Here is a 25,851-nt window from a genome sequence, read left to right as displayed (position 1 = left end):
CCCGCGAGTCATTCTCAGGCGAACAGCTCCATCTGCTCACGCTTGGGCGCGACGATCGGGCGCAGATCGGCGCGACCGTCGATCAGCGTCGGGCGCCAGTCCTCGGTGACGATGAAGGGACGGATCTTGGCGATCGACACGGTCAACCGCGCGACGTCGTCGAGCCGCAACCGCCGCCAGCGTCGCGCCGACAGGATCGACGCGACCGCCTTCGTGCCCAGCCCCGGCACGCGCAGCAGCATCTCCTTAGGCGCACGATTGACGTCGACCGGGAACCGCTCGCGGAACTTCAGCGCCCAGGCGAGCTTGGGATCGATGTCGAGCGGCAGCATGCCCGTCGCCGGGTCGACCGCCGCCTGAACCTCGGTCGGCGTATAGTCGTAGAAGCGCATCAGCCAGTCGGACTGGTACAGCCGGTGTTCGCGCATCAGCGGTGGGCGCTTCAGTGGCAGGACCGACGACGCCTCCGGGATCGGGCTGAACGCCGAATAATAGACGCGGCGCAGGCTGAAGCGGTCGTAGAGACTCGCCGCCTTGCCGACGATGTCGCGATCGGTCGCGGCATCGGCGCCGACGATCATCTGGGTCGACTGGCCGGCGGGCGCGAATTTCGGCGCCGACTTGTACTTCTTGCGCGCATCCTTGGTGTCGATGATCGCCGACTTGGTATCGGCCATCGCGCCTTCGATCCGGCCGATGTCCTTTTCGGGCGCCAGCCGCTGGAGTCCGCCGACGGTCGGCAGCTCGACGTTGATCGACACGCGGTCGGCGTAGAGCCCGGCCTGATGAACCAGCTCCGGGTCGGCGTCGGGGATGGTCTTTAAGTGGATATAGCCACGGAAATCGTGGTCCTCGCGCAAGCTGCGCGCGACCTCGACGATCTGCTCCATCGTATAGTTGGACGACTTGATGATGCCCGACGAGAGGAACAGCCCCTCGATATAATTGCGCCGGTAGAAGCTGAGGGTGAGGGTGACGACCTCCTGCGCGGTAAAGCGCGCGCGGCGGACGTTCGAGCTCTTGCGGTTGATGCAGTAATGGCAGTCGAACACGCAGCTGTTCGTCAGCAGGATCTTCAGCAGGCTGATGCAGCGGCCGTCCGGCGCATAGGCGTGACAGATGCCGCTGCCTTCGGTCGACCCGATGCCCTTGCCACCGACCGAGTTGCGCTTAGAGGTGCCCGATGACGCGCAGGACGCATCGTATTTCGCCGCATCGGCGAGGATTTCGAGCTTCTCGCGGACGTCGAGCTGGGCCATGCGTTCGATATACGTTCTCAACACAGGAGAATCCAGTGCCGCTTGAAAAACTTAGCGAAAGCAGGGCGTTCGGTGGCGTTCAGGGCGTGTACCGCCATGCGTCCGAAGCGACCGGCACCGACATGACCTTCGCGGTCTATGTGCCGCCGCACGAGGAGGGCACGCGGCTGCCGGTGCTGTGGTATCTGTCTGGCCTGACCTGCACTCACGCCAACGTCATGGACAAGGGCGAGTATCGCCGGGCGTGCGCCGAACATGGCGTCATCCTGATCGCGTCGGATACGTCGCCCCGCGGCGAGGGCGTGCCGGACGACGCGAGCTGGGACTTCGGCCAAGGCGCGGGCTTCTACGTCGATGCGACGGAGGAGCCATGGGCGGCGAACTTCCGGATGAAGCGCTATGTGGAGGACGAATTGCCCGCCCTCGTCGCGGCCGAATTTCCGGTGGCCGACCTGACGCGCCAGTCGATCTTCGGCCATTCGATGGGCGGGCACGGGGCGCTGACGATCGCGTTACGCAACGAAGGGCGTTTCCGCAGCGTGTCCGCCTTCGCGCCGATCGCCTCACCGCTGAACTGTCCGTGGGGAGAGAAGGCGCTGGGCGGTTATCTCGGGGCCGACAAGGCGGCATGGCGGTCGTACGACGCCTGCGCGCTGATCAACGACGGCGCGCGGGTGGACGAGTTGCTGGTCGATCAGGGCGAGGCGGACGGCTTCCTGGCCGAGCAGTTGAAGCCCGAGCTACTCGCCGCCGCCTGCGAGCGGGCCGGCATCCCGCTGACGCTTCGGATGCAGGCGGGGTATGACCATAGCTATCTATTCATCTTGACCTTCATGGCCGATCATGTCGCGTGGCATGCGGAGCGGTTGAAGAAGTGAAGAAGGTTTTGTTCACGCAAAGGCGCAAAGGCGCGAAGATGTCTCGCTTGCCGCGATAGCGGCCTTCAGCCTCTTGCCAGGGGCTTGAAGGTCTCGCTGGCGCGAGACAAAAATTGCAGCCTCTTTGCGCCTTCGCGCCTTTGCGTGAATCAAAACTTCCTTCTTCCCTACGCAGCCGTCATCCCCACAGCGATCGCCCCGAGCGGCCCCGCCATGTCACCCAGCCCCGGCGGTCCCAGCCGCGTGTCGAGTTCCGACGCATAGCGGCCGAACATGCCGTAGCCCGCCAGGCTCTCCGCCAGCTTCACGCGGATCATCGGGAACAGCTCGGGCCGCGCGGAGGGGATGCCGCCGCCGAGCGCAATCCGCTCCGGCGCTAGGGTGATGACGAGGTTGTGGAGCAGCATCGCGATGTCGTGCGCAGCGTGGTCCCACACCGGATGATCGTGCGGGATGTCGGCCCCCTTGATGCCCGTCCGCAGCGCCAGCGCCGGCCCGGACACCAGGCCCTCCACGCAGTCGCCATGAAAATGGCACCAGCCGGCGAAGTCGTCGCCCGTCGCACGCTTGATGCGCATGTGCCCGGCCTCGCCATGCGCGACGCCACCCGCCGGACGGCCGTTCACAACGGCGCCGATGCCGACGCCCGTGCCGATCGTGATGTAGATGTGATCGGCCATCCCCTGCGCCGCACCCCACTGCCCCTCGGCCAGCGCCGCGCCGACGACGTCGGTCTCGATCGCGCACGGCTTGCCGTAGCGCCCGGCGAAGCGCGCATGGAGCGCGGTGCCGCTCCAGCCCGGCTTGGTCGTCCCCGCGATCGAGCCATAGGCCGCGGTGTTCGGGGTCAGGTCGATCGGTCCGAACGACGCGATGCCGATGCGGTCGAACTGCCACCCGTCGAGCGCCTGTTCGAGCGCGCCCACCGTCTCCTCCGGCGTCGTCGTCGGCACGCCGACCCGCTCGATGATCCGGTTCGGCCCATCCCCCAGCAGCGCGACGCACTTCGTGCCGCCCAGCTCCAATCCTGCGATCACTCGATTGCCCCTTCGTTCCCGAAATTCAGCCCCCGCGACACACTGGGATCAAGCACCGCCATCACGAAATAAGCGGCGAATTGCTTGACCCGCATCCAGGGCGTCGTGCGCGCCCGATAGAGCGTTTCGCTGATCTGTGTCGAGTTGGCGATTTCGCCGTCGACATAGGCGCGGACATGGCGCGCAAAGGCCGGGTCGTGGACGCGCAGCATCAGTTCCAGGTTCAGGAACAGGCTGCGCATGTCGAAATTGGCCGACCCGATATGGACGGTATCGTCGATAACATAGAGTTTCGTGTGCAGCTTGGTCGGCTGATACTCGAAGATCTGCACGCCCTTGCGCAGCAGTCCGGCGTAGGTGAAATGCGACGCCCACAGCGCGGCGCCGTGGTCGGTCTTCGACGGCAGCACCACACGCACGTTGCCGCGCAGCCCCACCTTGTCGAGCCGACGCAGCATCGCCGGGCTCGGCGCGAAATAGCCGGCGATGATGTCGGTCCGCGCGGCGCGGCGCATGTCGTCGCGCACGACCTTGGCCCAGGGGGACAGCCGCCGCGTCGGTCCGCCGAGCAGCCAGCGGGCGTTGCCGCGCGGCTCGCTCCACCGCCGCAGCAGCTTGCGCAACGCGCGCATTTTCGCCTTGGGCGTGTGCATCCATTTGGCCAGCGCATCATAATAGCCCGCCAGCCGCGCCACCGCCGGCCCCTCGACCAGCAGCCCCAGGTCGCGCCACGCCTGTTCGGCGGGCGTCCCGAAATAGCTGTCCTGCACGTTGAACCCGCCGACGATGGCCTGCGCCTCGTCGGCGATCGCCAGCTTCTGGTGATTGCGCAGCAGATAGCGCCGGCCCCAGCGCGGAATGAACTGGCAGACGTTGGCGCCCGCCGCCGCCAACGGGCCGAAGAAGTCCCGTGCCGCGGCCGGCTCGCTGCCCATCCCATCGATCGTCAGCGACACTGCGACACCACGCCGCCGCGCCTCGATCAGCGCGTCGCGGATCGCCCGGCCCGCACGGTCGTCGACATAGATGTAGAACAGCAGCCGCAGCGACCGCTTCGCCCCCGCGATCAGCGCCAGCAGCGCATCCAGCCGCCGCGGCCCGGTATCGAGCAGCGTCAGCGCATTGCCCTCCACGGTGAAGGTCGGCTGCACGGGCGGATCGGCCATCAGCCCCCTGTGACGCGGCGGCACGCGGGCGGCAAGCCGATTTCCTTGACTCAGGGCGCCTCCCAGCCTATCTGCCGCGCTCTCCCGGACCCCGGTATTAGCCTCAAGGAACCGCCGATGGCGCGCGTTACCGTCGAAGATTGCGTCGACAAGATCCCGAACCGTTTCGACCTGGTGCTGCTGGCGGCCCAGCGCGCGCGCCAGATTTCGGGCGGCGCGGAACTGACCATCGACCGCGATCGTGACAAGAACCCGGTCGTGGCCCTGCGCGAAATCGCCGAGCAGACGGTGCGCCCGAACCAGCTGGAAGAATCGGTCGTGTCGGGCCTGCAGAAGGTTCAGATCGACGACGAGGAGGCTCCGGACGAAATCGGCTCGCTGGCCGCATCGGCCGAAGCCCTGCGCCTGACGGCCGCCGCGCCGCCGCGCAACACCAACGTGGGTGGCGATTACGACGGCTGATCGTTCGGCTGGTCGTTGAAGTTTCGAAAGGGCCGCGGGCGACAAGCCGGCGGCCCTTTTTGGTTTGTGCTACCACCGACGTCATGCCGGACTTGATCCGGCATCCAGGATCACAGGCGACGTCGCTTGCGGCTCTGGATGCCGGATCAAGTCCGGGCATGACGTATGAAGCACCCCCCCTTACCGCCGCTTCCCCTGATGCCGGATGTTGGCCGGCCGCCCGCGCCGTTTGAGCACGCGCGGAGGCTTGCCGCGGCGGTCCTCGCGCAACGACCCGCCGGCCGAGCCCTTGCCGTCGGGCAGCTCGAAGCGCAGCGCGCCGTTCGCCGGATTGGCCTCTGCCAGCCGAAGTTCCAGCCGCTGGCCGATCGCGAATTCGGTCCCTGAATGCTCGCCGACCAGCCGCTGGGCGGCCTCGTCATAGCGGAAATATTCGCTGCCCAGATCGCGCGCCGGCACCAGCCCGTCGCCGCCGACGCCCTCGACCGTCGCGAAAAAGCCGAAGCTCTGCACGCCGGTGATGCGGACGGGCAGGAGTTCGCCGACATGCTCGCTCAGATAGGCGGCGACATAGCGGTCGGCAGTTTCGCGCTCCGCCTCCATCGCGCGCCGTTCGAGCTGGCTGATGCCTTCGCCGATGCGTTCGAAATTGACCGCTTCGTCGGGTGTCAGCCCCCCCTCGCCCAGGCCATAGCCCGCCACCAGTGCCCGGTGGACCATGACGTCGGAATAGCGGCGGATCGGCGACGTGAAATGCGCGTAGCTGCCGAGCGCCAAACCGAAGTGCCCGGCGTTCTGCGGCCCGTAATAGGCCTGGGTCTGGGTGCGCAGGACCTGCTCCATTGCCTGTGGACGGAAGTCGCTGTCGCCGATCTTCTCGAGCAGGCGGTTGAAGGTCGCCGGGCGGATGACCTGGCCGAGCGCGAACTCGACGCCCAGCGTCTTCAGATACTCCTTCAGTGCGACCAGCTTCTCGCGTGCGGGCGGCTCGTGGACGCGGTACATGACCGGCTGCTTCTTCGCCTCCAGCGCCTTCGCCGCGGCGACGTTGGCGGCGATCATGTAATCCTCGATCAGCTTGTGCGCGTCGAGCCGCTCGCGCGGCGCGACCGACAGGATGCGTCCCTGCTCGTCGAGGACGATGCGACGTTCGGGCAGGTCGAGGTCGAGCGGTTCGCGCTCGGTGCGGGCGGCGTTGAGTGCGTGCCAACAGGACCAGAGGGGCTGGAGGATGCCCAGAAGATCCGCTGCCGAGTCGCCGCCCCGGCCATCGATGATCGCCTGCGCATCCTCGTAGGCGATGTTCGCCCGCAGCCGCACGACGGCACGCGAGAACCGCCAGTCTTCGATCTTCCCCTTCGCCGAGATACGCAGGTGACACGCCATAGCCGCACGATCGACGCACGCCTTCAGCGAACACACGTCCGCCGACAGAATTTCGGGCAGCATCGGCACGACACGGTCGGGGAAATAGACCGAATTGCCCCGCCGCCGCGCTTCCTTGTCGAGCAGCGAGCCCGGCCGGACATAGAAGCTGACGTCGGCGATCGCGACGATCGCGTCCCAGCCGCCGTCGTCGCGGGGGGATGCCCAGACCGCATCGTCATGGTCGCGCGCATCGACCGGGTCGATCGCGACGATGGGCAGGTGGCGCAGGTCTTCCCGGTCGTCGCCGAGCGGCCGCGCCGCCACCCGCGTCGCCTCGTCGAGCAGCTCGTCCGAAAAGACATGCGGGATGCCGTGCTTGGCGATCGCGATCATCGAGAAACTGCGCGGCGCGAAGGCCTCGCCCAGTCGCTCCACCACCCGTGCGGTGATCCGGGGCGGCCGGCCGGTGCGCTCGGCGACGACCAGCTCGCCCGCCTCGGCCCCGTCCGCGTCGGATACCAGCCAGTCGCGGCGGTCCTTCTTGTCGAGACCCATCAGGAACAGCTTGCCGCCCTCTTCGCGCAGCACCCCCATGATCGTATCGGCACCGGCGGGCAGCAGCTTCATCGGAAGCGCGATCCAGCCGTTCCCCGCTTCCTCCGTCCGCGCGAGAATGCGCGCGCCGATGGCAAGGGCACCGCGCTTGCGTTCGCGCACGCGCAGCCGCGGTTCGGGGACACCCTCCGCCTCCCAGCGTTCGGGCTGTGCCCAGACATTGCCGCCGTCGTCGACGTCGACGATGCGCAGCACGGTGACCTTGGGCAGGCCGCCCATCTTGTGGAAGGCGCGACCGGGGGCCGAATCGATCAGCCCTTCGTCGGCCATGTCCTTCAGCAGCGCCTTCAGCGCGATCTTGTCCTGCCCATGCAGGGCAAACGCGCGCGCGATCTCGCGCTTGCCGGCCGGCGTATCGCTCGTCGCGATGAAATTCAGGATCTGCTGACGGCTGGGGAGGCCGGGAATGCGTTTCACCATGAGGGGAGAGATAGGGTGTCCCGCCGCGTCCGTCACCTCGAACCGCACCGTCATGCCGGACTTGATCCGGCATCCAGGGCCACGGGCGACGTCCTCTGTGACTCTGGATGCCGGATCGAGTCCGGCATGACGGTGGAAAACACGGGGGCAAGGGCCTAGACGAGGTCGCTCATGGCGTACGACCTCCTCATCGTCGGCGGCGGGATCAACGGCTGCGCGATCGCACGCGAGGCGGCGCTGTCGGGACTGTCGGTGCTGCTGGTCGAGCGCGACGATCTGGCGCAGCATACTTCGTCGGCATCGTCGAAGCTGATCCACGGGGGCCTTCGCTACCTGGAATATCACGAGTTCGCCCTGGTGCGCGAGGCGCTGCAGGAGCGCGAGCGGCTGATCCGCGCCGCGCCGCATCTCATCCACCCCATGGCGTTCGTCCTGCCGCACGACCATGCGGTGCGGCCGTGGTGGATGGTGCGCGCGGGGCTGTACCTCTATGACGCGCTGGCGCTGGGGACGACGCTGCCGCGCTCGCGAAGGCTGCGCGCAAAGGACGATGCCTATCGCGCCCCGTTGACCGGAGCGGCCAAGGGGTTCGTCTATTACGACGCCTTCGTCGACGATTCCCGGCTGACCTTGGCCAATGCGATCGACGCGCATGATGCGGGGGCGGAGATCGCGACGCGCACCGCCCTGCTCGCGGCGCGGCGCAAGGACGATCACTGGCGCGCCACGCTGTCCGACGGACGGACCGTGCTCGCCCGCGCCGTCGTCAACGCCGCGGGGCCGTGGGTCGGCGAGCTGTTCGCCAAGGTCGGCGTCACCACGGCCAGCCACGTCCGGCTGGTCAAGGGCAGCCACATCGTTGTGCCGCGGCTCTATGACGGCGACCACGCCTATATCCTCCAGCAGCCGGACGGCCGCATCGTCTTCGCCATCCCGTGGCTGCGGGACTATACCGCGATCGGCACCACCGACATCCCCGTCGAGCGCCCCGAGGACGCGCGGATCGGGTCCGACGAGATCGCCTATCTGTGCGCAGCGGCAAACACCCATTTCACGACGACGATCGCGCCTGAGGACATCGTCGACAGCTGGTCCGGCGTCCGCCCGTTGTTCGACGACGGCGCATCCGATGCGAAGGCGGTCACGCGCGACTATGTCCTGGAACTCGACGACGGCGGTCCGCCGCTGCTGAGCGTGTTCGGCGGCAAGATCACGACCGGCCGCCATCTGGCAGAAGACGCATTGGCGAAGATCGCGCCGGCGATCGGGCTCGACGCCCGCCCGGTCACGCACGACCGGGCCTTTCCCGGCGGCGACACCGGCGATTTCGACAACTTCCTGTCAGCGGTCCGCCAGCGCTTCCCGTTCCTGGGCGAGCAGCGCTCGGCGCGGATGGCGCATGCCTATGGCACGCGTCTGTGGGAGATGCTGGGCGACGTCCGCACCATCGCCGACATGGGGCCGGAGTTCGGCGCCGGTCTGACCGCGGTCGAGCTCGGCTGGATGCGCACCCGCGAATGGGCACGCAGCGCCGACGACGTGCTCGACCGCCGCAGCAAGCTCCGCCTGACCGCCGATCCGGCCACGGTCGCCGCGGTCGAGGCCTATTTCCGGGAGAACCAGTGATGCCGATCGACGCGACCCTACCTTACGACGACCAGAATATCTTCGCGAAGATCCTGCGCGGCGAAATCCCGTCGACGCGCGTCTACGAGGACGAATGGGCGATCGCCTTCCACGACATCGCCCCCCAGGCGCCGCAGCACATCCTGGTCATCCCGCGCGGCGCCTATGTCTCGTGGGATGACTTCAGCGCGCGCGGATCGGACGCGGAGATCGCCGGCTTCGTCCGCGCCGTGGGCGCGGTGGCGCGGCAGGCGGGAATGGTCGCCGACGGCTACCGCCTGCTCGCCAACATCGGTCAGGATGCCGGCCAGGTGGTCCCGCACCTGCACGTCCATGTCTTCGCGGGACAACCGCTCGGCCCGATGCTCGCGCGGACATGACGAGTGCCCTCGTCACCTGCCCGGGCTGCGGGTCGGTGCTGCCGGCGGTCGACGGGCCGGTGCATGATTATATGACATCGTCGCCCGCGTGCTGGGCGTCGTTCAGTGCGATCCTGGCGCAAGAATATGCGACGCCCGCACTGATGCCGATCCAATGGCTGTCAGTCGACACCTGGGCGGTCCAGCACCCGGGCGACGGATCGCGCCGGGCGATACAATCGGTCGGGCTGCATCTCGCGCGGCTGATGCGCATCCTAGAGGACGGGTTGGATGCCGCGGCGGCCAATGCCGAGATGCAGGCGTTCGCGAGCCGCCGGACGACATTGCCCGAGTTGCCGCCACGGCCGGGCTATGCGGTGACCATCGCCGACGTGCCGCCGACCGACGACCCCACCGTCCACCGCGCCGCCGTGGAGCATTGGGCACGGGCGACGTGGGACGCCTGGCGTGACCAGCACGCCACCATCCGCGCCCGGGCGGATAACATGAAGCGATAGGGGATTGCGCAAGGGTAATTTCGGGCTAGGCTCTCCGGTCATCAGAGCGATCAGCCGCTGATACTTCGGCTTAGAGGGGATTTCGATGGCAACCATGCCACCTAAGAGGGGCGTGATCGAACGGATGTTCGCACGCAAATCGATCGCGCAGGTCCAGCGCGAGACGGAAACCAGTGAACTCAAGCGCACGCTCGGCAAGTGGAACCTGCTGCTGCTAGGCGTCGGCTGCATCATCGGCGCGGGCATCTTCGTCCGCACCGGCTCGGCTGCCGCGCTCCACGCCGGCCCGGCGGTGCTGCTGAGCTTCGTCGTCGCGGGCATCGTCTGCGCCTTCGCCGGGCTCTGCTACGCCGAACTGTCGTCGACCCTGCCGGTATCGGGGTCTGCCTATACCTATGGCTACACCACACTCGGCGAATTCGTCGCGTGGACGATGGGTGTGCTGCTGCTGCTCGAATATGGCATCGCGGCGTCGGTCGTCGCGGTCGGCTGGGGCGGATATGTCGTCAGCCTGCTCGCCGATTTCGGCCTGCACATCCCTGCGCAGCTGACCGGCCCGGCCGGCTACACGCTGATGCGCGACGGGGTGCCGGTGCTGGTCGACGGCCAGACCGTGACAACCATCTTCAACCTGCCCGCCTTCCTGATCTGCATCGCGCTCGCGCTGCTGCTGGTGCGCGGCGTGTCGGAATCGGCCAAGGTCAACAACATCATCGTCGCGGTGAAGGTCAGCGTGCTGGTCGCGTTCATCGTCGTCGGCGGCCTAATCGTACTCGCCAACCTGCCGGAGCTCGTCTCGAAGAACTGGACGCCGTTCATCCCGGAGAACCAGGGTGACGGCAAATACGGCGTCGACGGCATCATGCGCGCCGCCTCGATCGTGTTCTTCGCCTATATCGGCTTCGAAGCGGTCTCGACCGCCGGCCAGGAGGCGAAGGACCCGAAGCGCGACATGCCGTTCGGCATCATCGGCAGCCTCGTCGTCTGTACCGTCATCTACATGCTGGTCGCCGCCATCATGACGCTGCTGGTGCCCTACACCTCGCTCAACGTGCCCGATCCTGTCGCGGTCGTCGTCGATGCGTTCGGTCCGCAGTGGAGCTGGCTGGCGAAGATCATCAAGATCGGCGCGATCATCGGCCTGACCTCGGTCGTGCTGGTGCTGATGTACGGCCAGACCCGCATCTTCTACACGATGGCGCGCGACGGCCTGCTGCCGCGCGTGTTTGCCAACGTCCACCCGCGGTTCAAGACGCCCTATATCAACACGCTGCTCGTGGGCCTGATCACCGCGTTTTGCGCGGGCTTCCTCGACATCAACCTGCTCGGCGACGCGACGTCGGTGGGCACGCTGGCGGCGTTCGCCATCGTCTGCCTGTCGGTGATCTACCTGCGCCGCACGGCCCCCGAACTGCCGCGCGGGTTCAAGGTGCCGCTGTACCCGATCACCCCGATCCTCGGCATCCTGTCGTGCGGCTATCTGATCACGACGGTCCCTGCGAGCGTGCTGCTGCTGTTCGTCATCTATCTGGCGATCGGCATGGTCGTGTATTTCTTCTACGGCATGCACAATTCGAACCTGCAGCGCGGCGAGCCGCAGGACGACAAGCCGGACATGGGCGAGTTCGTCGCTCCGGTGGGCGAGCAGCCGTAACGCTGCCGCTACCCTGACGGGCAAGAAAAGGGGCCGGGGAGAGCATGTCTCCCCGGCCCCTTGCCGTATGATCCTCCCCGGCACGGGGAGGGGGACCAGCCGCAGGCTGGTGGAGGGGGCGGGCCACGAAGGACACCGCTTGTGGAGAGCCCCCCTCCACCACCGCTTCGCGGCGGTCCCCCCTCCCCGCGCCGGGGAGGATCTTGGTCAGCCCAGCTTGTCCGTCAGCAGCGCCTTCAGGTCGGCAAGCGGGCGCGGGCCGATGTGGCTGATGCATTCCGCCGCGCAGATCGCGCCCATGCGCAAGCTGGTCTCCAGGTCGCGGCCCTGCGCCTGACCCGCGAGGAAGCCGGCGGCGAACAGGTCGCCCGCGCCGGTCGTGTCGACCACCGCCTCGACCGGCTCCGCGGCCACGCGCGCATGCTCGCCGGCCGAATGCGCTTCCGCACCAGCGGCGCCGTGGGTGCAGACGAGCAGCGGCACGCGCGCCGACAGGCCGGTCACGGCCGCGGCAATGTCGTCGGTCTGCATCATCGCCATGACTTCGGCGTCATTGGCGAACAGCAGGTCGATCTGGCCGGCATCGATCAGCTCGAAGAAGGCGTCGCGGTGGCCGTGGACGACGAAGGTGTCGCTGAGCGTCAGCGCGACGCGGCGGCCGGCGGCCCGCGCGATGCCGATCGCGCGCTTCATGGCATCGCGCGACTGGTCGGCATTCCACAGATAGCCTTCGAGATACAGGATCGCGCCGCCCTCGATCGTCGCGGTGTCGACCGCGGCTTCGGGCAGGAACTGGGCCGCGCCCAGGAAGGTGTTCATGGTGCGCTGGCCGTCCGGCGTTATGAAGATGAAGCAGCGGGCGGTCGGATCGCCACCGGCCTGCGCTGGCGGGGTAGCGAAGTGGACGCCGAGCGACTGGATGTCGTGCGCGAAGACCTGGCCCAGCTGGTCGTGGGCGACTTGGCCGATGAAGCCGCACGGATGGCCGATCGCGGCGAGGCCAGCGATCGTATTCGCCGCCGACCCGCCCGACACTTCGCTGCCCGGCCCCATCTTCGCATAGAGCGCATCGGCCGCCTCGGCCGAGAAGATCAGCTGCATCGAGCCCTTGATCATCCCCTCGGCTTCGATGAAGGCGTCGTCGGCCTTGGCGAGAATGTCGACGATGGCATTGCCGATCGCGACGACGTCATGGGTGGCGGTGGTCACAGATGTCTCCTGAAAACAGATGCTGCGCCGTAGTTTGGCTGTCGTTTCAGCGCAATCGCGGCGTCGCTTCCGCCTACGCACGGCAGGCTTCAAACGCCCATCCGACAACGTTAGGGATAGCAGTGTGATCGCAGCATTTTTCCTATCCGTGGGCCAGCTGGGCGACCGACGCATCCTGGCCGTGCTCGCCAAGTCGCTCGCGCTGACGTTCGCGCTGCTCGCGACGGCCGGCGTGGGGATCTGGTTCGGCGTCCGGGCGCTTGCCGGGTGGATGGGGATCAGCGCGGTCGGCGGCGATCTGGCCGGGGCGGCGGCGGTGCTGGCGGGTGTGGCGCTCGGCTGGCTGATCTTCCGCGCGCTCGCTATCGCGGTCATCGGCATCTTCGCCGACGATGTCGTCGCCGCAGTCGAGGCGAAACATTATCCCGCAGCGCTGGCGTCCGCGAAGCCGGTGCCGTTCGCACGCGGACTGGCGATGGGCGGCGGGTCGGCTGCGCGGGCGGTCCTGTGGAATGTCGCCGCCGCCCCGCTCTACTTGATCCTGTTGGCGACCGGCGTCGGCACGGCGATCGGCTTCTTTGTGGTCAACGCCCTGCTGCTCGGTCGCGATCTGGGCGACATGGTCGCGGCCCGGCATCGTCAGGCGGCGGCGCTGCCCGCGTTCCGCCAGGAGACGCGAGCCGCACGCCTTTTGCTGGGTGCCATCGGAACGGCGCTATTGCTGATCCCGTTCGTCAACCTGCTCGCCCCCGTGCTCGGCGCGGCGATGGCGACGCATGTGTTCCACCGGAGACTGTCGAAATGAAGCGTCTGCTGCCCCTGCTCCCCGCCCTGCTGCTCGCCGCGTGCAGCACCGGGACCACCGCCCCGCGCCCCGCCGCACGCATCCCGCTGCCCCAGCCGCGGACGATCAGCACCGTCGGACTTGAACGCGTAATGGGCCAGAGCGCCCGCGCGCTGACCCAGGCGTTCGGCGCGGCGGATGCGGATGTGACCGAGGGGATGGGCCGCAAACTGCAATTCGGCAGCCGCATCTGCGTGCTGGATGCCTATCTCTATCCGAAGGACGGTCGCGGCGAGCCGGTGGTGACCTATGTCGACGCGCGCCAGCCGGACGGCAGCGCGATCGACCGGGCGAGCTGCGTGGCGGCGCTGGCTCGGCGGGATGGGGGAAAGTAGCGGGACGAACGCGCGAACGCGCGTTCGAGGATCGTCCGGGGGACGATCCGGCCCGCTGCTCCGCCGGAGGCAGCTAGCCGCGAAGGGTTAGCTCTGCGGAGAGCCCCCTCCACCACGCCGCTACGCGTCGCGGTCCCCCTCCCCGTGCCGGGGAGGATCTAAGCGCCCCAGCGCCCACCCCGCCGCTTCCGCGATCACCGCATCCTCATCGCCAAGCAATCGCCGGAGCGGCGCGATCAAGCCCGCATCTCCCGAATTGCCCGCCGCGATCGCCGCGTTGCGGACCATCCGTCGGCGCCCGATCCGCTTGATCGGCGACCCCGCGAACACCTGCCGGAAGCCCGCATCATCCAGGTCGAGCAGATCCGCCAGTCGCGGCGCCATCAGTTCGCTACGCGGCTGGAACGCCATGTTCGCGCGCGCAGCGGCGGCGAACTTGTTCCACGGGCACACCGCCAGACAATCGTCGCAGCCATAGATGCGGTTGCCCAGCCCCACGCGAAACTCCTCCGGGATCGGCCCCTTATGCTCGATCGTCAGATAGGAGATGCAGCGCCGCGCATCGAGCCGGTAGGGCGCAGGGAACGCATTGGTCGGGCATGCCCGCTGGCAGGCGTCGCACGACCCGCAGCTATCGCGCCCAGGCATATCCGGCGTCAGGTCGAGCGTGGTGTAAATCGCGCCCAAGAACAGCCAGCTGCCATCCATCCGGCTGACGAGATTGGTATGCTTGCCCTGCCAGCCGAGCCCGGCCGCCTCGGCCAGCGGCTTTTCCATGACGGGTGCGGTGTCGACGAAGACCTTCAATTCGCCCGGCGCCTGTTCGACCAGCCACCGCCCCAGCGCCTTGAGCGCCCGCTTCACGACGTCGTGATAGTCACCCCCTTGCGCATAGACCGAGATGCGCCCGCGGTCCCCCACGCCCTCCAGCGCCAGCGGATCGCGACCGGGCGCGTAGCTCATGCCGAGCGCGATGACGCTCTTCACATCGGGCCACAGCCCGGCCGGGCTCTCGCGGTGATGGGCGCGTTCCTCCATCCAGATCATCGAACCGTGCGCACCGTCGGCCAGCCATTCGCGCAGCCGTGCGGCCGAGCGGGGCGCCGCGTCGGCGCGCGCGATGCCTGTGGCGGCAAAGCCCAGCTCCGCCGCCTTTTCCTTCAATCGTTGTTCGATCGGCTTGTCTTCGCGCACTCCGGCCCGCTACCACAGCTGCACATGCGATGGGGGACAATTTGAGCGACACATTGGCCGTACAGGCAAGCGGCCTCGTCAAGCGCTTCGGCGATCGGCGCGTGGTCGACGGCGTCGACATCGCGGTGCCGAAGGGCGCGATCTATGGCGTGCTCGGGCCGAACGGCGCGGGCAAGACGACGACGCTGCGCATGTTGCTGGGCATCATCGAGCCCGACGACGGCATGCGCACGATGCTCGGCACGCCCCATCCGCGCGACGCCAGCGACCGGGTCGGCTATCTGCCCGAGGAGCGCGGCCTGTATCCGAGCATGAAGTCGGTGGAGGCGATCGCGTTCATGGGCGCGCTGCGCGGGCTCGACTGGTCGACGGGGCGCAAACGCGCGCGGACCATGCTGGAGGCGGCGAACCTCGGCCATGCCGCCGACCAGAAGATCAAGAAATTGTCGAAGGGCATGGCGCAGTTCGTCCAGCTGCTCGGCTCAGTCGTTCACGAACCCGAATTGCTGGTGCTCGACGAACCCTTCTCCGGGCTCGACCCGGTCAATCAGGAACGGCTGGAGGCGCTGATCGTCGCGCAGCGCGACCGCGGCGCGACGATCCTCTTCTCCACCCACGTCATGGCCCATGCCGAGCGGCTGTGCGACCGCCTGACGATCATCGCCGGCGGCAAGGCGCGGTTCGAGGGGACCGTCGACGACGCGCGCGCGACGCTGCCGGTGAAGGCGCATTATGTGCCGCATCATCCAAGCGCTGATATCGCGCGGCTGTTGCCTGCGGATGCGCAACCCGAAGGCAAAGGCTGGGTCTTCACGCAGCCCAAGGAAGGAATTGAAGGCGTGTTGGTGAAGCTGATCGACGCCGGCTACGGCATCTCCGGCCTGTCGATCGAACCTGCACGGCTGCACGACGCGTTCGTGAAAATTGTCGGACGCGAAGCCCTGGAGCAGGCGGCATGAACAAGTCGGTACGCCAGACGCTGACCGTCGCGCGGCGCGATTTCATCGCGACCGTGTTCACACCAACCTTCCTAATCTTCCTGCTCGCGCCGCTCATCATGATGAGCTTCGGCGCGGTCGGCGGCCTGGGTGCCGCGACGATGGCGGGCAGTTCGGTCGGCAAGATGCGCATCGCGGTCGTCGCCGATGCGTCGACCTGGGCCGCGCTCCAGGCGACCGACAAGCAGTTGCGCCCGATGTTCCGCAAGAGCGAGGCGCCGCCGCAGCTGATCCTGGCCAGCCCGGCCGGCGATCCCGCCAGCAGCGCCAATGCGACGATGCGCCGCAGCGATGTCGAGGTGACGGCGACGATGTTCGGCCCGCTCGACCGGCCGACGATCCTCTATGCCGCCAATGCCGGGCGCAGCGCGTCCTATCTCGCCGCGCTGGCCGAATCGACCATCCGGGTCGAACGCACCGGCACCGCGCCGCTCAGCACCGCAACCAAGGTCGCGTTCCAGGCGGGCGCCCAGCGCACCACGATCAGCGGATCGAACCAGGCTGCGTTCTTCGCGGTCTTCGGCCTGTTCATCCTGACGCTGATGCTGGCGGGCCAGGCGGTGGGCACGATGGCGGAGGAGCGGTCGAACAAGGTGATCGAAATCCTCGCCGCCGCGGTGCCGCTTGAAAGCGTGTTCCTCGGCAAACTGCTCGGCATGTTCGGCGTCGCCATCCTGTTCGTCGCCTTCTGGGGCACGATCGCGGTCAATGTCGGACAGTTGCTGCCGGCCGGCATGGCGCGCGCGTTCGCGGATGTCGGCCCGGCGGTCGGGCCGGTCTTCCCGCTGCTGTTCTTCGCCTATTTCACCATGGCCTATCTGCTGCTGGGTGCGGTGTTCCTGGGCATCGGCGCGCAGGCGAGCACGCCGCGCGAGATCCAGATGCTGTCGCTACCGATCACCATTTTTCAGGTGGCGATGTTCGGCCTGAGCCAGGCCGCGGCCTCGCAGCCCGATTCGACCGTTGCGCGGATCGCGGAAATCCTGCCGTTCAGCTCCCCCTTCGCGATGGCCGCGCGGGCGGCAAACCGGCCGGAAATCTGGCCGCACCTGCTGGCGCTCGGCTGGCAGGCGCTGTGGGTCGGGCTGACGGTGTGGCTGGGCGCCCGGCTGTTCCGCCGCGGCGTGCTGCAATCGGGCAGCCCGGCGTTCTGGAAGCGGGGGAGGACGGCGAAGGTGCTGGGGGCCGGCGGATCGATCTGATTGCGGCCGGAGGTTCGCGATCGTCATCCCTGCCCTCGCATCCGTCATTCCTTCCCTCGCAATCGTCACCCCTTCGCTCAGATTCGTCATCCCCGCGAAGGCGAGGGTCAATTCTGGCTAGCCTTCGTGAGTGTCGCGAGGTTCAGCAACTATCGATCCCCGCCTTCGCGGGGATGACGGCTGTTGGGGCCGGGGTCAGGGCGGACGAGGAATTTTCGCCGTCGCGGGGATGACGGCGGTGTGAAGCTGAGACCCGGTGGAATCGTACCCCACCGCACCGGCCCCTACCCGCCCGGCGGCGCGCTCCCTACATCCCGCGCATGCTCACCACCCGCCGCACCCTGCTCGCCGCCGCCGGCCTCGCGCCGGTCGTTGCCGCCTGGCCTGCCCTCGCCAAGTACGAGGTCACGCTGACCGATGCGCAATGGCGCAAGAAGCTGTCGCCCGCCGCCTATAAGGTGCTGCGCCAGGAGGATACCGAACGCCCCTATTCCAGCCCGCTCAACGGCGAGCATCGCTCGGGCGTCTTCTCCTGCGCTGGCTGCGCGCTGCCGCTGTTCACGTCCAAGACCAAGTTCGAAAGCGGCACCGGCTGGCCGAGTTTCTGGGCGCCGTTACGGGCGGCCGTCGCGACGACGACCGACCGGACGCTGGGGATGGAGCGAGTGGAGGTGCATTGCCGCCGCTGTGGCGGGCATCTCGGCCATGTCTTCGACGACGGACCGAAGCCGACCGGCAAGCGCTACTGCATGAACGGCGTCGCGATGACCTTCACACCGCGGGCGCTTTAGGAACCTCGATCGCGCCGTAAGCGCCGAGGCTGCCGCTTATTCCAGGTTCAGCGTAAACGCCGCGGCGCGCTCGGTCGGTGCGACCGGAACCGGCGTCGCCGCCGCGATCGTCACCTTCGGCAGTGCGACCTCGTCAGCCTCCGGCGCGCCGTTCGCGTAGATGAAGCCGTTGACCGGGAAGCTCGACGTACCAAGCCCGCCGTTCGCGGCGAACCACACCTTGACCCGGCTCCAGTCGCCCTTTTCCGACACATCGACCGCGCGGACGTCGGTCTCGATCCCGCCGCGGCGCGACCAGTTTGCGTGGGTCAGCAGGACTTCGCGCTCGCCAATCACCTTCGACACCATCGCGACATGGCCATAGCGCATCTTGCCGGTAGCGGCGAAGGACATCACTGCGCCCTTCTTCGGCGCGGTGCCGCGATCGTACTTGCCGGCGGCCTGGTTCCACCACGTCAGCGCATTGCCGCGGATGTCGATGCCCGAGATCAGCCGCGCATAGGGCGCGCACTGCCAGAACTTGGCTTCCGCCTTGGGAGCGGCGATCGTCAGGGTCATCAGCGCGGCGGCAACCGCGACGAAACGAGCGAACATGGTGTTGAAGACCCCCCGGTCGGGCTGAGAAACTTCGATGAGTCCCAGGTACCGAATGCCGCGATGCAACCAAGCGTTCGGCGGCGAAACGCGGGGGTTTCCCGACGAATCGAAAGAGGTTCCGATCGATAAAGCGACTCGTCCACAGCTGAGCACGACTCGTCTTGGCTGACGATCGGCATGTCACCCAAACGCCGACAATTGCGACGAATCGACGACGTTCCGTCGCAGATGATGTTGCGGCGCAGCGGATTTCATGATCGACTGATGAATGCCGGACAAACGGGTGGTTAAGGGGAGTGTTAACCATCCGGGTGCATCATCCGGCGATGACTTGGGTGGGGTGGGTATCATGACGGCACGCATGAAGCCGGCCGAAGGCGCGATGACGCTGGCCGAGATGAAGGAATTCGCTGGATTTTCCTCCAGTACGCAGCGGTACATCCGCCGCGCGCTCGACGTCGGCCTGGATCGCGACGATGCGACGACGCGCTGGTCGCGCGATGTCGTGGAGGCCGCCAGCATCCGGGCGCAGGCGCGGATGTACGACCGCCTGCCCGACCTGCGCGCGATGATCCCCGACGACAGCGGGCTCGATGCGGTGGAGCCGTTCATGGCGCCGCTCGTCACTGTCTCCGCCTTCGACCTGGGCCAGGGGCGGCTCCCGACCTTCTCGGCCTATCGGTTCCTCTATGAGCGGCTGCTGGGCGCCGAAGTCCGCCCGTGGCTGCCCGCCGCCTTCTGCGCCGCCGCGGCCCTCCCGACATTACACCCGGACCTGCGCCGGCGGCTGCTCCAGTCGATCAGCGAAGCCGCGGCGACCGCCAGCGGCTGGTCGAACCGCAAGCCGGCCTTCTTCCCCTATTGGGTGGAGAAGGTGGGCGACATGGGCCTGGCGCACTGAGCGGGCGCACCCGGCTTGCGCAAGCAAGCCGGGAGACGCCACGGCGGGCAGCGGGACGGCACGGCCGCCCCGTCTGACGACGTGGCGGTATGGGGGCTCGACTCAAGCCCCGAGTGCTCAAGATTTCGTAGCCCACGCTTTTCGCCACCAAAGCCGTTCGTGCTGAGCTTGTCGAAGCACTGCACTTCCTGCGGCGGGGGCATTGCTGGCAGATCGAAGAACGGTGCTTCGACAGGCTCAGCACGAACGGTTTGTGGGGCGGCTCTTACGCGATCCACACTGGCGGCATGAACTAACGGGCTCGATGCGTAGTGGCGCTCCGGCAAAGGCCCTAGCATTGGCGGACGGCAGGGCTTTGACTACCTAGGCTCCGGCCTGCGCCGAAGCACTTAGTGGTTCAGCGTGGCTGGATCACAGCTTAGAAGTCAGCACAGCAAGCGGCACTGAGCCGCCTGTACCACCTCAGCGCGCCGGCACTGCCGCCACCGGAGCGGGCATCGGCGCATCCTCGACCTTCGGCCGCTTCGACATGCGCCGCTCCAGCACCGATGCCTTGTTGTCCGCCGGGACCGCGAAATTCTCGTCCTTGGGATATTTCGCCCAATATCCCGCCGCGTCGGTATCGAGCACGGTCACGCGTCCGGGGTTGAGTGCGATGAGCGACCGGGTGAAGGATTTTGGCTTCTTCATCAGCCTCTTGTCCTCGACGACGATCAGTCCGGCCCGGCGCGCGGCTTCTGCGACGAAGAAGACGCAGTTGCGCTTGTTCAGGCTCCATTTCGAGCCCGGCGCGCCCCATTCGGCAACTTGCGCCTTGATCGCGGCATATTGCGCGTCGGTGATGGCGATGCGGAACTGGGCGTCGCTGCCGCGGATATATTTCTTGTTGGTATGGTCGACGTGCGCGGGCACCGCCGTGAACAGCGCGATCGGATTCAAGTCGTTGAGGGTGAAGCCATAGCTTTCGTCGATCGGCTGACCGGTCGCGTCGAGCGTGCCCTTCAACGTGAAGAAGGCATGCGGAAAATAGTTGCTGGTGTCGCGCGACCAGAAAGTCATGCGAACCTCGGCCGCCGCCGGCACCGTTTGAATGACGAGCGAAAAAAGCAGCGCCGTCAGCCACAACCGGACGCGTCGCGTGCCCAACATACTCATTTTCCTCGCTAATCGATAGAAGCCCCCGCATACGCCAACGGCGGCGGCCCTGGAAAGGACCGCCGCCGTGCCGTGGTGAACCGGGCGTCGGGTCAGGCGTCGCGCTGACGGGCTTTTTCGGCTTCCTCGTCGAAGCCGGACGACGGCGCGGGACCATGGTTGTGGACCGGCTGGGTCGTGGCGGGCGGATCGCTCGCGTCCATCGACTCGTCAAGCGCGCGGTCGAGCCGGGCTTCCTTGCTCTCGGGATTGCGCTGAAGCCGCTCCTCGATGGAGGTATCGTGGCCCGCGTCCTTCTGGCGCGACCGGTCCGCGTCGTCCGCATCGGGGGCGACGGTCATGGTCTCGTCCACCGTCTCCTTGATCTCCGTCATCGCCACACTCTCCCTCGGTATCGATGTTGCGGATGGGAAACGAACGGTCCGGGCTGCCGTTCCCGGTACCGCCCACAAGAAAACGGCCCGGCGAACACTGTCCGCCGGGCCGCAAGTGCTTGTCCGAGTTTCGCGATTTTATTCGCGGCTGCCCAGGAACGACAGCAGGAACTGGAACATGTTGATGAAGTCGAGGTACAGCGACAGCGCGCCCATGATGACGGCCTTGCCCATCATGTCGGTACCGGCGACGTAATCGTACATGCCCTTGATGCGCTGCGTGTCATAGGCGGTCAGGCCGGCGAACAGCAGCACGCCGATCGCACTGATCGCCAGGTTGATGGCCGGCGACTGGAACCACAGGTTCAGCAGCGACGCGACGATCAGGCCGACGACGCCCATGATCAGGAACGTGCCGAAACCCGACAGATCACGCTTCGTCGTGTAGCCGTAGAGGCTCAGCGACAGGAAGGCGACCGCGGTCGCGAAGAAGGTGATCGCGATCGACGCCCCGGTATAGACCAGGAAGATCGTCGACATCGACAGGCCCATCACGGCTGCGAATGCCCAGAAGATCGCCTGCGCTGCACCGGTCGACAGACGGTTGATGCCGAAGCTCAACACCATCACGAATGCCAGCGGCGAGAACATGATGACGTACTTCAGGATGCCGCCGCCAAAGAAAACCGCCGCCGCCGGGCTCTGCGCCCCGCCGCTGGCGAACAGCAGCGCGACGATACCCGTCAGCAGCACGCCCGATGCCATGTAGTTGTAGACGGACAGCATGTAGGACCGGAGCCCCGCGTCGTACGCAGCATCGCGCGTACGGGCGGACCGCGTCGCGAACGGCGCGCTCTCCGTCCGGGGATCAGACCAATTTGCCATTGTGAGCCAACTCCTTTGCCCGGCGCTTCTGCCGGTTCCGTCAAATATCGCCCTGCATGCGGCGGGTTTCAAGCGAAACCGCGCTCGCACCGGTGTGCAGAAACACTTAGATACAATCCATGCACCGCCTGTTTGTTGCCCTGCGCCCGCCATCGGACATTCGCGCGCTATTGCTCGATGCGATGGGCGGCATTGCGAATGCGCGGTGGCAGGACGACGAGCAACTTCACCTGACGCTGCGCTATATCGGTGAAGTCGAGCGGCCGATGGCAGAGGATATCGCCACCGCACTGGACGGAGTTCGCGCCGCACCGGTCACCTTTCGGATCGCCGGCGTCGGGCGGTTCGACGGCGGCGGGCGGCCGGGCAGTGCCGTGTGGGCGGGCATCAGCCCCCGCGAACCGCTGGCTGCGCTACACGCCAAGATCGACACGGCACTGACGCGCGCCGGACTCGAGCCGGAGCGACGTGCCTATCTCCCGCATATCACCCTGGCGCGGCTGTTGCGTAACGCCGGCTCACCCGATCGCTTCCTTGCGGACCAGGCAATGCTGTCGAGCGCGCCGGTCACGCTCGACCATTTCCTGTTGTACGAAAGCCGCCTGCGATCGACCGGCGCGACCTACGAAGCAGTCGCGCGCTATCGTCTGGATCGATAGACTTGGCTTCGCTCAAACGTTCGTGCTGAGCGAAGTCCAAGCATCGTGCGCGGGGCTGCCCTTCAACTTCGCTCAGGGCGAACGGGGGAAAATCGATCGCGTCTAGCTCCGCTCGAACACGCCACACGCGATGCGGCCGCCCGAATTGCCCGACGGGTCGGTCTTATAGTCATCGGCGGCGGCGTGGATGACGAAAGCGGCGCCATCGTCATCCATCAGGCCGGCCATGGTGCCCGACGGCAGCATCATCTCCAGCTTGCCGCGTCCGTCTGCGGCGATCTGGACATTGGGGAAATCGCCGGCGTGCGGACCCATCGGATTCTCCGTGCCATGCTTCATGTTGGTCGGGTTCCAGTGGCCGCCCGCGGTGGTGAAGTCGGGGCCGTCGCAACGGCCGGTGGTGTGGACATGCGCGCCGTGCGGACCAGCGGGCAGCTTCGAGGCGTCGAGTGACACGCGGATGCCGCCGCTCGCCTCGGTCGCTACCGCGCGGCCGACCTCTGTCCCATCGGCCATGCGCAGCACCGCAGTTGCGCCGCGCGTCGATCCGGTATCGGCGGTGGTGCTGCCCATCGTCGTGCACCCTGCCATCAGAACCGCGCCTGCCGCCGCCGTCATCACCCGAATCATCGTCGTCCCCTGTCGAAAAGATGCGTCAGGCCAATGATCGAGCGATCCCGCGGTTCCGTCCAGCGCCATGTCGATCGGGTCATAAAAAAGCCCCGGCGGTGAGGCCGGGGCTTCTGGAAACCTGAACAAACGGGTGAGGGCTTAGCCGTTCACGCCGGTGTTCACGTCGTTCCCATTCCAGTTGCCGGTCGAGACCCAGTCCCAGAAACCGCGAACCGGACGCGCAGTCTTCTTCATGTCCGTTCCCCTGTCATCAAATCGGGACCGCCGCAGGACGGCCCGACCGGGGAATCTGTATCTGATTGGGACGGTCTTTACAATTGCGTAACCATTATGCCGCGCGCACGGCCGGCTGGTCGCGCATCAAATTTGCCAGATCGGTGAGTTTCATAGGCCGGCCGATCAGATAGCCCTGAGCCTTGTCGCAGCCGAGAGCGATCAGCTCGTTGAGAATTTCCGGTGTCTCGACGCCTTCGGCCACGACGCTGCGGCCAAGTGAATGCGCCAATTCTATCGTGGATCGCACCATGACGCGGTCACTGGCGCTGCGATCGATCGACTGCACGAAACTGCGGTCGATCTTAACCTCCGTGGCGGGAATCTTCTTGAAATATTCGAGCGTCGAGAAACCTGTGCCATAGTCGTCGATCGACACGTTGATGCCCAGAGAACCGATCTCTTCCAGCGTCCGGATCGAGGCTCGACCGCTGTCCATGGCCGCCGACTCGGTGACTTCCAGGGTGAGTCGCTCCGCCGACAGCCCCGAGTCGGCCAGCAGATTCTGAACCATCGCGACGAGACCGGGCTTCTCCAGCAGGCGCGCCGACATGTTGACTGCGATATCGAAGGCCAGACCCTGCGCCGCGAAGTCGGCGGCGGCGCGTAAGGCGTCGCCGAGCACGAAGGCGGTGAGCTTGTCGATGCGATTGTGCTGTTCGGCGGCCAGCACGAATTCCATCGGGCTGACCTGCCCCTTCTCGGGATGCGACCAGCGAACCAGCGCTTCGGCCCCACAGATGGCCCCGGTCGCGAGCTCGATCTGCGGCTGATAGGCCACCCAAATCTCACCGCTGTCGATCGCCGAATCAAGCTGGCCGAGCAGCGATAGCTTCCATTCCGCATCGGCCAGTTTGGCGGGGTCATAGGCTTTCCAGCGCAAGCCCTCGCTGGCAGCCTCGTCAGCGGCGACCAGGGTCGCACCGATCCGGTTGGCCAGCGTCCGCGTGCCGTCGGCGTCGATACCCAAGGTCATCGATAGATCGATAGGCTTGCCGTCGATCAGCGCAGGGCTGCGGAACAGGGCGTGCAGGGCATCGAGCTGGTCGGGGCCAGCGACCTCGGGCGTCGTCGTCCAGACGAAGATGCCCTCGTCACCCTGATAAATGCGCGCCCCCCGCGCGCCCAGCGCGAGTCGACCGACAATCTGTTCGACCAGCGCGCGTTCCGCCTCGGGCGGCAGGGCGGAAGAAATCTCTGCGAAATTGCGGATACGCGCGGCGACGACGACCGCGTCGGCCGCCGTTTCTTCGCGAAGTGCCGCCAGGTTCGGAAGGCCCGACACCGCGTTGATGTTGCCCCGCACCTTGTAAGAGCTTCGGAAGCGCGCCCACGCGCCATAGCCGGCGCCGATCGAAATGCAGGCCAACAGGGGCATGATCTCGAAGGTGAGCCCGCGATCTTCCGCGACGAGCGGGCCGAATGCGGCAAAGGCGAGGGCGAGGATGACCGCGCTACGCCCCACCCAGCGGCGCCGCGCGAACAGATAGGTTGCGCAGGCCGCGAAGCCGAGCAGCAAAGGTGCGATCCAGCCCAACTGGCGGAAGCCGCCGGCCAGCAGGGTCTCGGCCGCGACGATCTGGATGAACATCCCGTTGATCGGCCCCACGCCGGGCGCGCGGTACACGTCCCCCATTTCGGCAGAGGCCGCGCCGATGACGACGTCCTTCCCGCGGATATTGGTGTCGAGCACCCGGCCGGCCAGGACGTCGGCCGCGCTGACATACGGCACTTTCCAGGCGCTGATGGCATAATCGATAGCGAATGTTTCGTCCGGCGACCCCTTCCGCCCGGCCAGCGCCGCGGACATCGTCGGAGCCATCAGGCTTCCCAGGCGGGTCGCGTAGCCCATGTCCGGGATCGCCGCCGACCCGTTCGCCTTGGTCGACACGCTGATGACACGCGTATGCGCGCGAAACTCGGCGCGCGGAATTTTGTAGTGGTGCTCGCCGGTCGACGGATCGCGGCTGATCATCGCGGCGAGATAGACGTTTCCTGCCCCCTTCAACGCCGTCGCCAGGGCGGCATCCTGCGCGCGATCCGACTTCGTCGCAAAGGACACGTCGAAAAAGATCCGGCGCACCCCGGCTGCATTCAGGCGCTCGATCAGGTCGACATGGCGCTGCCGTGGCCAGGGCCATGTCCCAACCTCTTCGAGGCTGCGATCGTCGATCCCGATCGCGACGATCTGGCCGGACGGCGTCTGCGGACGCAGGCGATCGCGCATCTCGTGGAGCTTGCCCTCGATCGGCTCGGCCAGGCCCAGCACGCCGATGACGATGGCGGCCAGCGTCGACCAGAACAGGATCTTGATGCCCGAACGCCGGCGCGCGACGACGTCGTCAGGCCCCTCGCGGTGGGCCAGGCGGGTCAACAGACGGGTGGGTGGCGCTATGGTCACGATGCCGCCGTATCGGACTTTGGTTAACGAAGCCCTCA

25 protein-coding genes are annotated in these 25,851 nt (G+C 67.0%); 13 read left to right on the top strand and 12 right to left on the bottom strand.

Features of this window, described 5'->3' with window-relative positions; translation table 11 throughout:
• Positions 1-14: 14 nt before the first annotated feature.
• Positions 15-1,259, bottom strand: a complete 1,245-nt coding sequence (locus ACFSC3_RS10580) for a putative DNA modification/repair radical SAM protein (RefSeq protein WP_380940367.1) — start codon at positions 1,257-1,259, stop codon at positions 15-17.
• Between the two features lie 35 nt (positions 1,260-1,294).
• Here ACFSC3_RS10580 and fghA point away from each other — a divergent pair, with 35 nt between their 5' ends.
• Complete coding sequence (fghA, locus tag ACFSC3_RS10575) at positions 1,295-2,137, top strand: S-formylglutathione hydrolase (RefSeq protein WP_380940366.1); 843 nt, start codon at positions 1,295-1,297, stop codon at positions 2,135-2,137.
• A gap of 167 nt (positions 2,138-2,304) precedes the next feature.
• Here the strand turns inward: fghA and ACFSC3_RS10570 are convergent, their stop codons facing one another.
• Together ACFSC3_RS10570 and ACFSC3_RS10565 are read right to left on the bottom strand one after the other, a co-directional pair.
• Positions 2,305-3,174 (bottom strand): ROK family protein, encoded by an 870-nt coding sequence (locus tag ACFSC3_RS10570; RefSeq protein WP_380940365.1) that lies wholly within the window; start codon positions 3,172-3,174, stop codon positions 2,305-2,307.
• Complete coding sequence (locus ACFSC3_RS10565; RefSeq protein WP_380940364.1) at positions 3,171-4,340, bottom strand: phospholipase D-like domain-containing protein; 1,170 nt, start codon at positions 4,338-4,340, stop codon at positions 3,171-3,173. Before ACFSC3_RS10565 ends, ACFSC3_RS10570 begins: the two co-directional genes overlap by 4 nt.
• Positions 4,341-4,457: 117 nt before the next feature.
• Here ACFSC3_RS10565 and rpoZ point away from each other — a divergent pair, with 117 nt between their 5' ends.
• The gene (gene rpoZ / locus ACFSC3_RS10560) at positions 4,458-4,802 is read left to right on the top strand and encodes a DNA-directed RNA polymerase subunit omega (RefSeq protein WP_380940363.1); all 345 of its coding nucleotides are present in this window, start codon (positions 4,458-4,460) and stop codon (positions 4,800-4,802) included.
• Positions 4,803-4,982: 180 nt separating this feature from the next.
• Here the strand turns inward: rpoZ and rnr are convergent, their stop codons facing one another.
• Complete coding sequence (gene rnr / locus ACFSC3_RS10555) at positions 4,983-7,205, bottom strand: ribonuclease R (RefSeq protein ID WP_380940362.1); 2,223 nt, start codon at positions 7,203-7,205, stop codon at positions 4,983-4,985.
• A 171-nt stretch (positions 7,206-7,376) separates the two neighbouring features.
• Here rnr and glpD point away from each other — a divergent pair, with 171 nt between their 5' ends.
• From glpD to ACFSC3_RS10535, 4 genes are all read left to right on the top strand, one after another.
• A complete protein-coding gene (glpD, locus tag ACFSC3_RS10550) occupies positions 7,377-8,831 on the top strand; it encodes a glycerol-3-phosphate dehydrogenase (protein WP_380940361.1) in 1,455 nt (484 codons plus the stop codon).
• Positions 8,831-9,211: a histidine triad nucleotide-binding protein gene (locus tag ACFSC3_RS10545; protein WP_380940360.1), complete on the top strand. Its 381-nt coding sequence runs from the start codon at positions 8,831-8,833 to the stop codon at positions 9,209-9,211. The genes glpD and ACFSC3_RS10545 overlap by 1 nt, the downstream gene beginning before the upstream one ends.
• Positions 9,208-9,708, top strand: coding sequence for a DUF5946 family protein (locus tag ACFSC3_RS10540; protein ID WP_380940359.1), 501 nt, complete (start codon positions 9,208-9,210; stop codon positions 9,706-9,708). Before ACFSC3_RS10545 ends, ACFSC3_RS10540 begins: the two co-directional genes overlap by 4 nt.
• Positions 9,709-9,832: 124 nt before the next feature.
• Complete coding sequence (locus ACFSC3_RS10535; protein WP_380940358.1) at positions 9,833-11,362, top strand: amino acid permease; 1,530 nt, start codon at positions 9,833-9,835, stop codon at positions 11,360-11,362.
• A gap of 207 nt (positions 11,363-11,569) precedes the next feature.
• On the opposite strand, the gene ACFSC3_RS10530 is transcribed toward ACFSC3_RS10535, so the two are convergent.
• On the bottom strand, positions 11,570-12,571 hold the full coding sequence (locus ACFSC3_RS10530) for an adenosine kinase (RefSeq protein ID WP_380940357.1): 1,002 nt from the start codon (positions 12,569-12,571) through the stop codon (positions 11,570-11,572).
• A gap of 124 nt (positions 12,572-12,695) precedes the next feature.
• Here ACFSC3_RS10530 and ACFSC3_RS10525 point away from each other — a divergent pair, with 124 nt between their 5' ends.
• A complete protein-coding gene (locus ACFSC3_RS10525) occupies positions 12,696-13,376 on the top strand; it encodes an EI24 domain-containing protein (RefSeq protein WP_380940356.1) in 681 nt (226 codons plus the stop codon).
• A complete protein-coding gene (locus tag ACFSC3_RS10520; protein WP_380940355.1) occupies positions 13,373-13,750 on the top strand; it encodes a hypothetical protein in 378 nt (125 codons plus the stop codon). The genes ACFSC3_RS10525 and ACFSC3_RS10520 overlap by 4 nt, the downstream gene beginning before the upstream one ends.
• A gap of 120 nt (positions 13,751-13,870) precedes the next feature.
• On the opposite strand, the gene queG is transcribed toward ACFSC3_RS10520, so the two are convergent.
• Positions 13,871-14,926 (bottom strand): tRNA epoxyqueuosine(34) reductase QueG, encoded by a 1,056-nt coding sequence (queG, locus tag ACFSC3_RS10515; RefSeq protein WP_380940909.1) that lies wholly within the window; start codon positions 14,924-14,926, stop codon positions 13,871-13,873.
• Between the two features lie 47 nt (positions 14,927-14,973).
• Between queG and ACFSC3_RS10510 the strand changes: the two genes are divergently transcribed.
• The 3 genes from ACFSC3_RS10510 (at position 14,974) to msrB (ending at position 17,935) form a co-directional block, all read left to right on the top strand.
• Positions 14,974-15,903, top strand: coding sequence for an ABC transporter ATP-binding protein (locus ACFSC3_RS10510; protein WP_380940354.1), 930 nt, complete (start codon positions 14,974-14,976; stop codon positions 15,901-15,903).
• A complete protein-coding gene (locus ACFSC3_RS10505; RefSeq protein ID WP_380940353.1) occupies positions 15,900-17,144 on the top strand; it encodes an ABC transporter permease in 1,245 nt (414 codons plus the stop codon). Before ACFSC3_RS10510 ends, ACFSC3_RS10505 begins: the two co-directional genes overlap by 4 nt.
• Positions 17,145-17,464: 320 nt before the next feature.
• The gene (gene msrB / locus ACFSC3_RS10500) at positions 17,465-17,935 is read left to right on the top strand and encodes a peptide-methionine (R)-S-oxide reductase MsrB (RefSeq protein WP_380940352.1); all 471 of its coding nucleotides are present in this window, start codon (positions 17,465-17,467) and stop codon (positions 17,933-17,935) included.
• Between the two features lie 36 nt (positions 17,936-17,971).
• Here the strand turns inward: msrB and ACFSC3_RS10495 are convergent, their stop codons facing one another.
• Positions 17,972-18,529, bottom strand: a complete 558-nt coding sequence (locus ACFSC3_RS10495; protein ID WP_380940351.1) for a CHAP domain-containing protein — start codon at positions 18,527-18,529, stop codon at positions 17,972-17,974.
• Between the two features lie 352 nt (positions 18,530-18,881).
• Between ACFSC3_RS10495 and ACFSC3_RS10490 the strand changes: the two genes are divergently transcribed.
• Positions 18,882-19,433 carry a hypothetical protein gene (locus ACFSC3_RS10490; protein ID WP_380940350.1) on the top strand — a complete coding sequence of 184 codons (552 nt, stop codon included), beginning with the start codon at positions 18,882-18,884 and terminating at the stop codon, positions 19,431-19,433.
• A 462-nt stretch (positions 19,434-19,895) separates the two neighbouring features.
• Here ACFSC3_RS10490 and ACFSC3_RS10485 read toward each other — a convergent pair whose 3' ends face one another.
• From ACFSC3_RS10485 to ACFSC3_RS10475, 3 genes are all read right to left on the bottom strand, one after another.
• Positions 19,896-20,588, bottom strand: a complete 693-nt coding sequence (locus ACFSC3_RS10485; RefSeq protein WP_380940349.1) for a hypothetical protein — start codon at positions 20,586-20,588, stop codon at positions 19,896-19,898.
• A gap of 92 nt (positions 20,589-20,680) precedes the next feature.
• Complete coding sequence (locus ACFSC3_RS10480; protein WP_380940348.1) at positions 20,681-20,962, bottom strand: hypothetical protein; 282 nt, start codon at positions 20,960-20,962, stop codon at positions 20,681-20,683.
• Between the two features lie 138 nt (positions 20,963-21,100).
• A complete protein-coding gene (locus tag ACFSC3_RS10475; RefSeq protein ID WP_380940347.1) occupies positions 21,101-21,847 on the bottom strand; it encodes a Bax inhibitor-1/YccA family protein in 747 nt (248 codons plus the stop codon).
• A gap of 119 nt (positions 21,848-21,966) precedes the next feature.
• Between ACFSC3_RS10475 and thpR the strand changes: the two genes are divergently transcribed.
• Entirely contained in the window at positions 21,967-22,506 is a 540-nt protein-coding gene (gene thpR / locus ACFSC3_RS10470) for an RNA 2',3'-cyclic phosphodiesterase (protein WP_380940346.1), read from the top strand.
• A 102-nt stretch (positions 22,507-22,608) separates the two neighbouring features.
• Here thpR and ACFSC3_RS10465 read toward each other — a convergent pair whose 3' ends face one another.
• Together ACFSC3_RS10465 and ACFSC3_RS10460 are read right to left on the bottom strand one after the other, a co-directional pair.
• A complete protein-coding gene (locus tag ACFSC3_RS10465) occupies positions 22,609-23,136 on the bottom strand; it encodes a superoxide dismutase family protein (protein WP_380940345.1) in 528 nt (175 codons plus the stop codon).
• A gap of 331 nt (positions 23,137-23,467) precedes the next feature.
• On the bottom strand, positions 23,468-25,813 hold the full coding sequence (locus ACFSC3_RS10460; protein ID WP_380940344.1) for an EAL domain-containing protein: 2,346 nt from the start codon (positions 25,811-25,813) through the stop codon (positions 23,468-23,470).
• Positions 25,814-25,851 lie beyond the last annotated feature (38 nt).

The organism is Sphingomonas floccifaciens (genome assembly GCF_042681125.1).
In the GTDB taxonomy this organism is placed as follows: Bacteria; Pseudomonadota; Alphaproteobacteria; order Sphingomonadales; family Sphingomonadaceae; genus Sphingomonas; species Sphingomonas floccifaciens.
This window is presented reverse-complemented; position numbering and strand designations above follow the sequence as displayed.

What these genes read in the sequence shown, in the direction of transcription:
- ACFSC3_RS10580 (WP_380940367.1), bottom strand. Translation starts at nt 1,259, where the DNA reads ATGGCCCAGCTCGACGTCCGCGAGAAGCTCGAAATCCTCGCCGATGCG.
- ACFSC3_RS10565 (WP_380940364.1), bottom strand. Translation starts at nt 4,340, where the DNA reads ATGGCCGATCCGCCCGTGCAGCCGACCTTCACCGTGGAGGGCAATGCG.
- rpoZ (WP_380940363.1), top strand. Translation starts at nt 4,458, where the DNA reads ATGGCGCGCGTTACCGTCGAAGATTGCGTCGACAAGATCCCGAACCGT.
- rnr (WP_380940362.1), bottom strand. Translation starts at nt 7,205, where the DNA reads ATGGTGAAACGCATTCCCGGCCTCCCCAGCCGTCAGCAGATCCTGAAT.
- glpD (WP_380940361.1), top strand. Translation starts at nt 7,377, where the DNA reads ATGGCGTACGACCTCCTCATCGTCGGCGGCGGGATCAACGGCTGCGCG.
- ACFSC3_RS10545 (WP_380940360.1), top strand. Translation starts at nt 8,831, where the DNA reads ATGCCGATCGACGCGACCCTACCTTACGACGACCAGAATATCTTCGCG.
- ACFSC3_RS10540 (WP_380940359.1), top strand. Translation starts at nt 9,208, where the DNA reads ATGACGAGTGCCCTCGTCACCTGCCCGGGCTGCGGGTCGGTGCTGCCG.
- ACFSC3_RS10535 (WP_380940358.1), top strand. Translation starts at nt 9,833, where the DNA reads ATGTTCGCACGCAAATCGATCGCGCAGGTCCAGCGCGAGACGGAAACC.
- ACFSC3_RS10520 (WP_380940355.1), top strand. Translation starts at nt 13,373, where the DNA reads ATGAAGCGTCTGCTGCCCCTGCTCCCCGCCCTGCTGCTCGCCGCGTGC.
- ACFSC3_RS10510 (WP_380940354.1), top strand. Translation starts at nt 14,974, where the DNA reads ATGGGGGACAATTTGAGCGACACATTGGCCGTACAGGCAAGCGGCCTC.
- ACFSC3_RS10505 (WP_380940353.1), top strand. Translation starts at nt 15,900, where the DNA reads ATGAACAAGTCGGTACGCCAGACGCTGACCGTCGCGCGGCGCGATTTC.
- msrB (WP_380940352.1), top strand. Translation starts at nt 17,465, where the DNA reads ATGCTCACCACCCGCCGCACCCTGCTCGCCGCCGCCGGCCTCGCGCCG.
- ACFSC3_RS10495 (WP_380940351.1), bottom strand. Translation starts at nt 18,529, where the DNA reads ATGTTCGCTCGTTTCGTCGCGGTTGCCGCCGCGCTGATGACCCTGACG.
- ACFSC3_RS10490 (WP_380940350.1), top strand. Translation starts at nt 18,882, where the DNA reads ATGACGGCACGCATGAAGCCGGCCGAAGGCGCGATGACGCTGGCCGAG.
- ACFSC3_RS10485 (WP_380940349.1), bottom strand. Translation starts at nt 20,588, where the DNA reads ATGAGTATGTTGGGCACGCGACGCGTCCGGTTGTGGCTGACGGCGCTG.
- ACFSC3_RS10480 (WP_380940348.1), bottom strand. Translation starts at nt 20,962, where the DNA reads ATGACGGAGATCAAGGAGACGGTGGACGAGACCATGACCGTCGCCCCC.
- ACFSC3_RS10475 (WP_380940347.1), bottom strand. Translation starts at nt 21,847, where the DNA reads ATGGCAAATTGGTCTGATCCCCGGACGGAGAGCGCGCCGTTCGCGACG.
- thpR (WP_380940346.1), top strand. Translation starts at nt 21,967, where the DNA reads ATGCACCGCCTGTTTGTTGCCCTGCGCCCGCCATCGGACATTCGCGCG.
- ACFSC3_RS10465 (WP_380940345.1), bottom strand. Translation starts at nt 23,136, where the DNA reads ATGATTCGGGTGATGACGGCGGCGGCAGGCGCGGTTCTGATGGCAGGG.